The sequence below is a fragment of the Comamonas thiooxydans genome (assembly GCF_000964545.1).
GTDB lineage: Bacteria > Pseudomonadota > Gammaproteobacteria > Burkholderiales > Burkholderiaceae_C > Comamonas > Comamonas thiooxydans.
This window is the reverse complement of sequence record NZ_BBVD01000007.1, coordinates 431,925-443,778: the sequence shown is the minus strand read 5'-3', so window position 1 is coordinate 443,778 and position 11,854 is coordinate 431,925. Positions and strand designations below refer to the sequence as shown.

Below are 11,854 nucleotides of genomic sequence, written 5' to 3'. Positions count from 1 at the left end.
TTGAAGCATTTTTTATCCAAATTCAGGAAAGCTGTGCCGCCAGGGCTTCGAATTCGGCGACAGGCACTTCTTCCGCGCGGCGCTGCAGATCGAACTCGCCGGCAAAGCCCTTTGCTTCCAGCCACTTGCCCAGGGTGTTGCGCAAGATCTTGCGGCGCTGGCTGAACGCCACCTGCACCAGCTCTTCCAGCAGCTTGGGATCGAGATCCGCAGGCTGCTCGCGCGGAATCATGCGCACCACGGCACTGTCGACCTTGGGAGGCGGATTGAAGCTGCCCGGCGGCACGAACAGCACATCCTCCATGGCGTAGCGCCACTGCAGCATCACCGACAGACGGCCGTAGGCCGAGGTGCCGGCGTCCGCCACCATGCGGTCTATGACCTCTTTTTGCAGCATGAAGTGCTGATCCTGCACCACATCCACCTGCTCCAGCAGATGAAAAAGAATGGGGCTGGAGATGTTGTAGGGCAGATTGCCGACCACGCGCAGCTTGGCCACGCCCAGACGCGCAGCCAGCGCACGGAAGTCCACCTTGAGCACATCGGACTCGACCACATCGAGATCGTCGCGCAGACGCAGACGGGCCGCCAGGTCCCGGTCCAGCTCGATGACGGTGAGCTTGCCCAGGCGCTCGACCAGGGGCTGCGACAGCGCCATCAGGCCGGGGCCGATCTCGACCATGGGTTCGCCCGCCTTGGGGTCGATGGCCTGGACGATGTTGTCGATGATGGCGCCGTCGGTCAGGAAGTTCTGGCCGAAGCGCTTGCGGGGAATATGTTTCATGAATGCGAAAGCGGTGCCTGGGCACCGCTTGGAATGAGGGGGAGCTTCGATGCCCGGTGCGCAATGATGACATTACCGGGCACTTCAAGCGGACTGAATGGGCTTATTGGGGCGGCTCGCGGTATTCCACAAAGGCCTTGCCGCGCAGTTCCTTGAGCCAGGTTTCGTAGTCCTGCTCGGCCTTGCGCTCGCGCACCACGTTGCGCACCATTTCGCGCTGCTCGCGCTCGGTGAGCTTTTCCTGGCGGCGCTCGATCAGCTGGATCAGGTGCACGCCGAAACGCGACACCACGGGGTTGCTGATCTGGCCCGGCTGCAGGTTGTCGAGCACGCGTTCGAACTCGGGCACGAACTGGCCTGGCGATGACCAGCCCAGATCACCGCCATTGCGCGCGCTGCCGTCCTTGGAGAACTCCTGCGCCAGTTGCTGGAAGGTGGCCTGGCCGGCTTCCACACGACGCTTGTAGTCCTCCAGACGCTTGGCCGCCTGGGCTTCGGTCATGCCATCGCCTACGGTCAGCAGAATATGGCGGGCGTGGTTCTGCGTGATGTATACAGGTGCTCCGGTCTGAGATTTTTCCAGCACCTTGAGCACGTGGAAACCAGCGCCCGAACGAAACGGACCGACGATGGCACCGACAGCCGAATTGCCCACCTGTTGAGAAAACAGCTCGGGGTAATCGCTCATGGGGCGCATGCCCATGGCGCCGCCACCCTGACCGTTGGGTACATCCGAAAATTCCCGCACGGCGGCGATGAAGTCGGGATTCTTGCGCGCCGCTTCTGCCGCCTGCTTGGCCTTGGCCTCGCGCTCCGCCACCACGGCAGGGCTGGCATTTTCAGGCACGGTGATCAGGATGTGGCCCAGATTGGCTGCCGCACCTGCAGCCGCATCGCCCGGACGCTTCTGCTCCTTGAGATAGCGATCGATGTCGGCTTCCGCGACCTTGACGCGACCGTCCACATCACGCTCGCGCACGCGCTGCATCAGCATCTGGTTGCGGATCTCCGAACGGAACTGCGCTTCGGAAATCCCTTCGGCCTTCAGGCGCGACACCAGGCCGGCCTTGTCGGTATTGTTCTGGCGCGCCACATTGGCAACGGCCTGATCGACCGTCATGTTGTCAATGTTGATGCCCGTGTCCTTGGCTTCCTGCAACTGCACGCGCTCGACAATCAGGCGCTCCAGAACCTGGCGGGCCAGCTCGCTCTGGGACGGCAGCTGCCCGCCCTGCTCGGTCACGTTCTGCGCAACGCGCGCCATGCGCGCACGCACTTCGTTATTGGTGATGGGCTCGGAATTGACCACGGCCACGATGTAATCGGCCGAGCGAACACCCTGTGCGGCTGCTGGAGCCTGACGCCCCGAGGGCTGGGCCGTAGCCTCCAATGCACGCGAGATAGAGGAGTCATTGCCAGCCTTGGCCTTGCTGCCGGGACTCTTCAGGCCCTGGGCCTGCACACCGGCAGCCATTACAGCCAGTGCCACGGCAACAGCACATGCATTGGATGTCTTGGAGAAAAAACGCATGAAAAAAGCCTTGATTAATCGTAATTGGTAAAGCGGCTGGGCGGAGTCACCGCCTCACGCAAATATTGGTAGCGCGGCACATTCTGCTTGAGACTGGAGGTGGGGTCGGCACCAAAGCTCAGGCGCGAGAAGCCCACGAACTCCATCTGGAACAGCAGACGCAGATTGGACTGGATGACCGAGCTTTGCAGACGCTCCAGCACCACACGGCCAATCCAGCAGCAACCGTCGTATTCGAAGCCGACCACGGTATCCACCAGCTTGTTGTCCTTGATGGAGTAGTTGAGGCGGCCCACCGCATACCAGCGGCCACCGCCCTGGCCGCGACCGGCGCCCAGATCCTTGCCCTTGTCACCCCAGAGGTCGTTGATGGGCCATTGCCAGCCCACATCCACCAGCTCGCTGGACGGCTTCTTGGTGACCGTATCCAGCTGCGTGCGGTAGCCGATGTTGAAGGTGCGATAGTTGCCCGGACTGTAACGCGCCGTGGCCGTGGTACGGACCGTGCGGTTCAAGTCCTTGTTGTACTGGGTCGTGCCTTCCAGCGACCATTTGTCGGTCCAGTTGAAGGCAGCACCCAGCAGGATATCGGACAGCTTGCTGGTAGCAGCCACCTCACCGGGCAGCAGCACGCGCTGATCTGACAGGCGAACGCGCTGGGCCACGGCGAACTTGAGCTTTTCCGCACCGCTTTCAGGGTCGATGAAGCGCGAGGTCGCGCCCAGCGTCATCAGATGGTTGTCGGCAATGCGGTCCTGACCGACATAGTCGTTCTCGGAAAAAATACTCGCGAAGTTGAAATCGCTGCGACCCGTATCGTAGAGCGGCAGCATGCTCTGATCGCGATAGGGCGTATAGGTATAGAAGGCTCGGGGTTCGAAGGTCTGCAACAGATTCTTGCCGAACCAGGAGGTGTCGCGCTCGAAGATCAGGCCGCTGTCCAGGCTGAAGGTGGGCAAGGTCCGGTTGGCGCTCTTGCTGCCGTTGCTCATCAACTGATCGGTCTGATACATGGAGGTATGCAGCATCAGCTTGGGCGTGATGAAGGCGCCGGGAGACAGGAATGGCCGGCTCAGCTGCGCCTGCACATAGCTGCGCTGGCCGTTGTTGCCGACCTGACCCGTGATGGGGCGAATCAGCTCGAAGCGTGTGGTGTCGGCCACCACGGAGAAATCCAGCCCATGCGGCAGGTCCAGCGGCGTGTAGCGGTACTGCAGCTGCGGCACCATGCTGTAGGGCGGCGCAATCGGCGAAGTCACATCCTGCTGCACTTGATAGCGCAGCACATTGAGGCTCAGCACCCCATCGCCCTTGGCCCAGCTCAGATTGGCCGTGCTGGGCAGCAGGCGCTGGCGCAACGCCACGGGAGCCAGGCGGAAGTCGCGCCAGTAATCACCGTCGCTGACGCGGTTCAGATTGAGGTTCAGCCCCAGACCGCCGACCGGCGTGTCGAAGCTCGCACGATGCTGCCAGGAATAGCCCCAGCGATCGCGGTTGCGCAGATTGTCTCCCAGCATGTAGCTGGCATAGGTCTCGCCCGAGTAGCTGGGCTCCAGATAGCGGAACTGCCCCGTCAGGTTCACGCCGCGCTTGGTCATCAGCGAGGGCGTGATGGTCATATCGCGATTGGGGGCGATATTCCAGTAATAGGGCTGCGAATACTCGATACCGCCGAGCTTGTCCATGCCTATCATGGGCGGCAGCAGGCCCGATTTGCGCTTGTCCGAGAGCGGAAAGCTCATGCGCGGCACGGGCAGGACGGTCACGCCCTTGAACTTCAGGGACGCACCCTCGGCCACCCCCACCTCTTCGGCCATGTCCAGATGAATGGTCTTGGCCTCGAGCACCCAGCTCGGCTCCCAGCTGGCCTCGTCATCGCGCTGGCAGGTGGTGTAGGTGGCGTCATGGACGACCGAACGATCCTTGTCGATGAAATCCACTCGCGAGGACTCGCCATGGCCACCCGTGGCCAGAAAGCGATAGTTGGCGTTGTCGAACTGGCCCTTGAAGGCATCCATCTGCAGATCCAGCGCTGTTCCCTCATAGACATTGCCAGCCTGGTTGATGTGGACCGAGCCCACGGCGTTGATCCTGTCGTCCGGAACCGCATAGTCGAGCTTGTCCGCGCGGATCATGGTGTCGCCGCGGCGCAACTCTGCCTCGCCATGAACCGAGGCCTTGAGATCGGGCTGACCGGACAGGCTGTCACCTTTGATATAGATGGGCTGCTGGTCACGCACTTCCTGAGGATAGCTCTCCTGCAGCGCACTGCTGGACTTGAGTTCCAAGGCTGGCAGCTCGCCCGCGACGCTGGAGGAGGACGATCCGCTCGTTTCGGCCGACTGGGCATAGACCTGCATGCCAGCACCCGCCCATGCCAGTGCCACAGCCCATGCCAGAGGACGAATCACCGGCCGAGCAGCCCCCGCACGCGTCGAACGGGCAGGGCAGGCAGGTAGGAAATCTCGCGGATGGGATGGGGATTGCACGATGATCTTGAACGTCAAAAGCGCGCGTGCCCTGGCACACGTCAACAGAAAACCGAGAGCCTAGCACCACTGTCCACAGATGCGGCGGCATCGGTTTGTAAAATCCGATTATCCATGACCGCTCCTATCACCCCCACAGTTGGCGTTGCCTGGGCAGATTCTGCCCGCCACGCCGCATTCGACGCCTGGCTGGCACCGCTGGCTCAAAAGCACCAGATGCTTCCCGCAACCCTGCGCCCCGCTTCGGCCGATGCGAGCTTTCGCCGCTATCTGCGCCTGGATCGCAGCGATGGAAGCAGCCTGATCGTCATGGACGCGCCGCCAGACAAGGAAGATTGCGCGCCTTTTGCCAAGGTTCAGAGCCTGATGAACCAGGCCGGCCTGTGCGTGCCGCAGATCCTGGACTGGGATGCTGTTCATGGCTTCATGCTGCTCAGCGACCTGGGCGGCCAGACCGTCATCGAGGCTCTGAACCCCGAAAAACCCCAGGATGCCGAAGCCTGGTACCGTTCGGCCATCGAGGTGCTGCTGGACTGGCAACTGGCCTCCAAGGCCGGCAATACCGGCAGCTTGCCTCTCTATGACGAGGCCCTGCTGCGCCGCGAGCTGCAGCTGTTTCCCGACTGGTACATCGCCAAGCACCGCCAGTTCACGCTGGACGACAAGCAGCAGGCCCTGCTCAGCAAGACCTTCGATCAGATCGTCGCCCACAATCTGCAGGCTCCCAGCGTCTATGTGCACCGTGACTTCATGATGCGCAACCTGATGCAACCTGTGTCCAGCGGCGCGCCGCTGGGCGTGCTGGACTTCCAGGATGCCGTCTACGGCCCCATCACCTATGACATCGCCAGCCTGCTGCGAGATGCCTTCATCAGCTGGGAAGAGGACTTCATCATCGACATCACCATCCGTTACTGGGAAAAGGCCCGCAAGGCCGGCCTGGTGGGAGCCAACAGCGCCAGCGGCTGGGGTGATGACTTCGGCGAGTTCTACCGTGGGGTTGAATGGATGGGTCTGCAGCGCCACCTCAAGGTTGCGGGTATCTTTGCGCGCCTGACGTTGCGCGACGGCAAGCCCAAGTATCTGGCCGATACGCCTCGTTTCATCCACTACATCCGATCCACCTGCAACCGCTACCGCGCGCTGGGCCCGTTCCTCAAATTGATCGACGAGATCGAGGGTATCCAGACGCAGGTGGGTTACGCCTACGGGCGGATGTGAGCACCCCCCCCTGAGCCGCTTTGCGGCTTCCCCCTCTCTGCTTCGCGGAGGGGGACGACACCAGCGCTGCGGGGCGGCCCTTGCGCGGTGTCCCTAGGTTAGAGGGTGCCAGTTTTACAGGCTGCGAAGCAGCTCTAACCGCAAGTAACAAATATCAATTTCCCCTATGCCGCGCTATCACTGCCCTATTCCACTGCACATCGGCAACGAGCTGGACCTGCCTGCAGGTGCCGCCCGCCATGTGCAGGTGCTGCGCCACCAGCCCGGCGATGTCATCACGCTGTTTGAGGGCCAGACCGGCAACGGTTTTACCGGTGGCGAGTTCCAGGCGACCATCACCCACATGGGCCGCAGCGATGTGGGCGTGCGCGTGGACAGCCACAGCCCCGCCGAGCGCGAAGCCGCACGTGCCGTGCACCTGGTCGTCGGCATGCCCGCCAACGAGCGCATGGACTGGCTGGTGGAAAAAGCCACCGAGCTGGGTGTCGCCAGCATCCAGCCCGTGATGGCGGCACGCAGCGTGCTCAAGCTCAAGGGCGACCGCGCCGACAAGAAGATCGAGCGCTGGCAGTCGATTGCCGTCTCGGCCTGCGAGCAATGCGGGCGCAACCAAGTGCCCGTGATTCATGCCCCGCTGTCGCTGGCCGACTGGCTGCGCAGCCAGCAGGCGCCTGCGGCCGATGCGGCGCGTCTGGTGCTGTCGCTGCGCGAGGGCAATCAACCGCTGCGCGCCGCCGCCGGCGATGCCCGGGCAGTCTGGGTGCTGCATGGCCCCGAAGGGGGTCTGACCGCCCAGGAAGAAGACTGGGCGCTGGAGCAGGGCTGGAAACCTGCCAGCCTCGGCTCCCGCGTGCTGCGCGCTGAAACGGCATCTGTTGCCGCCCTGTCCCTGCTGGCCCTGGAGTAAATCAATGAGCAGCTGTCATCTCTCTCTGGCCAAGCCCGAGTTTTATCTGCAGAACTTTCGTGTGGAGGCTCCCGAGCCCAGGCCCGAAAGCATCATCACCCCGCGCCGCCTCGGCTGCATCATCATCAACGCTGCCACAGAGTCCTCTGCAGCGCTCTTGGGACGTACGTTTACAGCTCCTGAAGAAGGAGCACCCGCACTGCCGGTGGAACGGCTGCTGGTGCCGGCCAGCTTCGGTCTGGTGCCGCACTGGGTGAAGTCGGCGTCTGACGGCCGCCTGCGCGCGCTCAAGCTGGTGAATGCAAAGATAGACAATCTGACCACGGGAACGGCGTTCCGCGATGCCTGGCTGGCCGGCCAGCGCTGCATCGTGCCGCTGCAGTCCTTTCAGGTCGACGACCTGCGCCCCGGCAAGCCCCTGCCGACCCGTATCACCCGCGTGGACAACCAGCCCATGGGCGCCGCCGGCGTCTGGGCGCGCTGGGTGGGCGAGGACGGCGAGGTCATCGTCAGCTACGCCCTCATCACCATCAATGCCAATGCCCATGCGCTGATGAACCGCTACGGCCAGCCCGGCAACGACAAGGCCATGCCGGCCATCCTCAACGAAGGCGCATACGACGCCTGGCTCAATGCCAAGGTCAACAAGGCCAAGGAGTTTCTGCGCCCCTACCCGGCAGAAAAACTGCGTGCCAACCCCGTGGAAAAAGGCCGCAAGCAACCGCCACAGCAGTGGTAATCAGGGGGCTGGAAACTGCTGATCCAGCCACTGCTCCAATCGCGCAAACACGGGAGCTGCCAGCTCGGGGCTCTCGTTGAAGATCTCGTGATAGGCCGCCTCAAAGCACTGGGACTGCACCAGATCGCGTGGCGCCTGGGCGGCAAAGGCGGCGCTGCCGGCAGGGTTGACCAGCTTGTCCTCGCCCGCCCATAGCAGCAGCGTGGGCACGCACCAGGCCGTGGCCTTGGACAGCACATGGCGGCCACCCTCGGCCATATAGCGCGCCAGCCTGGCGCTGATGCGTCTGTGCTGCAGTGCATCGGTGTCATAGGCCAGAGCCACTTCGGGATCATGCGAGAGATGCGCGGACTGCACGCCATTGGCCACGCGCAGATTGGGCAGCAGCCTGGGCAGGCTCGCCACCAGCGCCTTCTGCACACCCGACAGATGCAGGGCCAGCGCCGGCGAGGACAGCACCAGCCCGTCCACATGACGCAGGCCGGATGCGACAAAATCAGCGGCCACCAGTCCACCCAGGCTGTGCCCCAACAGCACCAGGGGCTGATGCCTGGGCATGGCTGCACGTGTGGCATCGAGCACCACGGCCAGATCGTCGAGCAAGCGCATATCGCTGGTCAGGCCGCCCTGCGGCCCGCCCGACAGGCCGTGGCCGTACTGGTCATAGGCCCGCACAGCAAAGCCGAACTCGTTGAGCCGCTGCGCCAGCACGGCATAGCGGCCGCTGTGCTCGCCCAGGCCATGCACCAGCAGCACCTGGGCACGGGGCTTGACGCCCGGCGCCAGCGGCCAGTCGCGCAGCGCGAGCTGGGTGGCGTCCGATGCGGCCATATGCAGCAGCCGGGGCGTCGTCTGGGTGCGGGTATCGGTAGGCGTCATGCAGGGTCTCTTCAGCTGGCAAGAGCTTGCAGGATGCAGCCACCCCCCCGCCCGCGTCAACCGTGGCAATCCTCGGCCCGCCCCCGGGAATTCAACACTATCGCCACCAAAAGGATAACTACCGACGCTTTCTGGAAAAGCGTCAGCGACTATTTTCAATGCCGCGATCAGGCCTGGTCCGGCTCCGTCTGATGGCGGGCCATGGCGGCAATCACCTCAGCCACCGACGCCGTGAGCTTCTTGGCATAGGGCACATGGAGGAACTCGTTGGGACCGTGGGCATTGCTCTTGGGTCCGAGCACGCCACAGACCATCATCTGCGCCTTGGGAAAGCCCTTGCTCAGCATATTCATCAGCGGAATCGTGCCGCCCTGGCCGATATAGCCGCAGCCGGCGCCGAAATGGGCCTGGCTGGCGGCATTGAGCGCCTTCTCGAACCAGCCGTCCATGCCCGGCGCATTCCAGCCACTGGAGCTGGACAGGCCTTCCCAGGTCACCCTGGCCTCATAGGGTGCGTTGTCCTCCAACAGGGCCTTCATCTCCTGCACGCAGGCTGCGGCATCGACCAACGGCGGCAGCCTCAGGCTGAGCTTGAAGGCCGTGTAGGGGCGCAGCACATTGCCGGCATTTTGCAGATTGGGCATGCCCTCCACTCCGGTCACGCTCAGCGTGGGCTCCCAGGTGCGACGCACCAGGGCCTGGACGGGATCGGTGGTCGTGGGCAGAGACACACGAGCCGAGCCGCCGCAGTCGTAATGCGCCCAGGGAAAGCGCGCATAAGCGTCCTCGCCGAGGATCTCCGCCGTGGCGCGGATCTGCGCCATGCGCTCGGCCGGCACCTCGCAGTGAAAGCTCTGCGGCAGCACGCGGCCGTTCTTGCTGTCCTCGAGACGATCCAGCACCTGGCGCATGATGCGAAAGGACGAGGGCACCACGCCCGAGGCATCGCCCGAGTGCACGCCCTCGGTGAGGATCTGCACCTTGAGCGTGCCGCTGGCCATGCCGCGCAGGCTGGTGGTCAGCCACAGCTGGTCGTAGTTGCCGGCACCGCTGTCCAGACAGATCACCAGGCCCACATCGCCCAGACGCGGGCGCAAGGCATCCACATAGGGCAGCAGATCGGCCGAGCCGCTTTCCTCACAGGTCTCGATGATGGCCACGATGCGGGGGTGAGGCACGTTCTGGCGCTTGAGCTCCTGAATCGCCGCCACGCTGGCATAGACCGCATAGCCGTCGTCGGCGCCGCCACGCCCGTAGAGCTTGCCGTCCTCGTACTTGGGCGTCCAGGGACCCAGATCGCTGCGCCAGCCTTCGAACTCGGGCTGCTTGTCGAGGTGGCCGTACATCAGCACCGTGGGACTGGTCGAGGCCTTCTCGGCCGTACCTTCCACCTCGAAGAAGATGACCGGCGTGCGACCCGGCTGCTGAATCACCTCCAGGGTCAGCCCGGCCACTTTTTGCGCTTCCACCCAGGCCGCAGCGTTGCGCAGCACGGTGGCGATATGGCCTTGCTGCTCCCAGTCGGGTGCAAACATGGGCGACTTGGCAGGAATGGTGATGTAGTTGGTCAGCTCGGGGACGATGCTCTGGTCCCACTGCTCGGTGATGTGCTGCAGCGCGTCCTGTGGCTGCAGCAGATTGGTGGGAGTACGTGCGTTCATGGTCGGCTCCTTCAGTGACGGGGCTACGAGCCATGACGGGCCCGCGCCATGCCCGTGATTGTGCGCCAATGCCGGTGCCTGCGCCGCAGGCATTGACATGGCGATCAGGGTTTAGCGCAATGCCAGCGCCCCCCGCTCCAATTGGAAGCGGGAAACCTCCGTCAGCAGGCTTTCTGCCTGTTGGCGCAGCCCCTCGGCAGCGGCTGCGCTTTCCTCCACCAGGGCAGCGTTTTGCTGCGTGGCCTGGTCCATCTGCATGACAGCCTCGCCGACCTGGGCCACGCCTGCGCTCTGCTCGCTACTGGCTGCGCTGATCTCGCCCATGATGTCCGTCACGCGGTGAATGGCACTGACGATCTCGTCCATGGTGTGACCTGCCTGGTCGGCCAGCGCACTGCCGTCTGCCACGCGCTCCACGCTGGCAGTGATCAACGTCTTGATTTCCTTGGCCGCATCGGCGCTGCGCCCCGCCAGGGCGCGCACCTCGCTGGCCACCACGGCAAAGCCTCGGCCCTGTTCACCGGCGCGTGCAGCCTCCACGGCCGCGTTCAGTGCCAGGATATTGGTCTGGAAGGCAATGGCGTCTATGACGCCGATGATGTCGGCAATGCGCGAGCTGCTGGTGTTGATGTCCTGCATGGTCTGCACAACGCGCGCTACTACGGCACCGCCCTGCCGGGCCACTTGCGAGGCGTTCTGCGCCAACTGATTGGCCGTCTGGGCGCTATCGGCGTTCTGGCGCACGGTGGCGTTGAGCTGCTCCATGCTGGCCGCCGTTTCCTCCAGCGCGCTGGCCTGGCTTTCGGTACGCGCAGACAGGTCGGCATTGCCCTGAGCAATCTCGCTGGAGGCATGCTGCATCTGCACCGATGCGCCGTGCACGCGCTGGACCAGTTCGCGCAGCGCGCCGCGCATGGTTTGCAGATCGGACATCAGCCCCCGGGCCATGCCGCCCGAGCTCCCATCGGTCAGATCGCCATCGGCCACGCGGCGCAACGCCTTGCGCGCATCGGCCGGGTCTCCGCCCAACTCGCTGCGCAGCGTGCGCACCATCACCCAGAGCAGCGAGGCCGAGATGACCACGGCCAGCAGGGCCAGCAGACCCGACCACAGCTGCATGCGCTGGGCGCTGGCACGGGTGGCTGCATGCGATGCTTCGGCCGCATCGCGGGCCGCCTTGAGCTGTTGCAGCACGGCTTCGCGCAGCTTGCGCCAGGCCGGGGTTTCCCGAGTCTTGAGCGCGGCGGCGGCGGCGGCGGTGTCATAGTCCTCGGCCGCCAGAGTCACGATCTGGTCCTGCGCTTCGGACTGGGCCTGGCGCAAGGCCTGCAGGCTCTTGACGGCGACTTCCATGGCCGTGCCCTGCACGCGCCGGCTCAGATCGTCATAGGCGGCGTCATAGGCCCGACGGGCATTGCCCAGGTTCTGCACGGCCTGCCCGTCCGACGGATCCATCACGATATTGCGCAGTGCCTGGCCCGATTGCAGACCCTGGGCATACAGCTCCTGCAACTGCGCCACCACGGCTTGGTTGTTCCTCAGGTAGTCGTTGAAATCGGACTGTGTGCGGGTCAGTCCCCACTGGCTGCTGAGCAGCGCCAAAACAAACAAGGCTGCAGGCGCAGCCGAGCAAAAAATGAGAC

9 protein-coding genes are annotated in these 11,854 nt (G+C 64.1%); 3 read left to right on the top strand and 6 right to left on the bottom strand.

Annotated elements, in window-relative coordinates; translation table 11 throughout:
* Positions 1 to 22 precede the first annotated feature (22 nt).
* The 3 genes from rsmA to Cth01_RS12645 form a co-directional block, all read right to left on the bottom strand.
* Complete coding sequence (gene rsmA / locus Cth01_RS12655) at positions 23 to 784, bottom strand: 16S rRNA (adenine(1518)-N(6)/adenine(1519)-N(6))-dimethyltransferase RsmA (protein WP_003072305.1); 762 nt, start codon at positions 782 to 784, stop codon at positions 23 to 25.
* Positions 785 to 887: 103 nt separating this feature from the next.
* Positions 888 to 2,315, bottom strand: a complete 1,428-nt coding sequence (locus Cth01_RS12650; RefSeq protein WP_034350982.1) for a peptidylprolyl isomerase — start codon at positions 2,313 to 2,315, stop codon at positions 888 to 890.
* A gap of 14 nt (positions 2,316 to 2,329) precedes the next feature.
* The gene (locus tag Cth01_RS12645) at positions 2,330 to 4,675 is read right to left on the bottom strand and encodes an LPS-assembly protein LptD (RefSeq protein WP_233425165.1); all 2,346 of its coding nucleotides are present in this window, start codon (positions 4,673 to 4,675) and stop codon (positions 2,330 to 2,332) included.
* Positions 4,676 to 4,918: 243 nt separating this feature from the next.
* Between Cth01_RS12645 and Cth01_RS12640 the strand changes: the two genes are divergently transcribed.
* From Cth01_RS12640 to Cth01_RS12630, 3 genes are all read left to right on the top strand, one after another.
* Entirely contained in the window at positions 4,919 to 6,025 is a 1,107-nt protein-coding gene (locus Cth01_RS12640; RefSeq protein WP_045839345.1) for an aminoglycoside phosphotransferase family protein, read from the top strand.
* 166 nt (positions 6,026 to 6,191) lie between these two features.
* A complete protein-coding gene (locus Cth01_RS12635) occupies positions 6,192 to 6,932 on the top strand; it encodes a 16S rRNA (uracil(1498)-N(3))-methyltransferase (RefSeq protein WP_034350987.1) in 741 nt (246 codons plus the stop codon).
* A gap of 4 nt (positions 6,933 to 6,936) precedes the next feature.
* Positions 6,937 to 7,671, top strand: a complete 735-nt coding sequence (locus tag Cth01_RS12630; protein ID WP_034350989.1) for an SOS response-associated peptidase — start codon at positions 6,937 to 6,939, stop codon at positions 7,669 to 7,671.
* Here Cth01_RS12630 and Cth01_RS12625 read toward each other — a convergent pair whose 3' ends face one another.
* From Cth01_RS12625 to Cth01_RS12615, 3 genes are all read right to left on the bottom strand, one after another.
* Positions 7,672 to 8,550, bottom strand: a complete 879-nt coding sequence (locus tag Cth01_RS12625; RefSeq protein ID WP_045839344.1) for an alpha/beta hydrolase — start codon at positions 8,548 to 8,550, stop codon at positions 7,672 to 7,674.
* A gap of 167 nt (positions 8,551 to 8,717) precedes the next feature.
* Entirely contained in the window at positions 8,718 to 10,211 is a 1,494-nt protein-coding gene (locus tag Cth01_RS12620) for a M20 family metallopeptidase (RefSeq protein WP_034382370.1), read from the bottom strand.
* 111 nt (positions 10,212 to 10,322) lie between these two features.
* A complete protein-coding gene (locus tag Cth01_RS12615) occupies positions 10,323 to 11,813 on the bottom strand; it encodes a methyl-accepting chemotaxis protein (protein ID WP_052703318.1) in 1,491 nt (496 codons plus the stop codon).
* Positions 11,814 to 11,854: the final 41 nt, after the last annotated feature.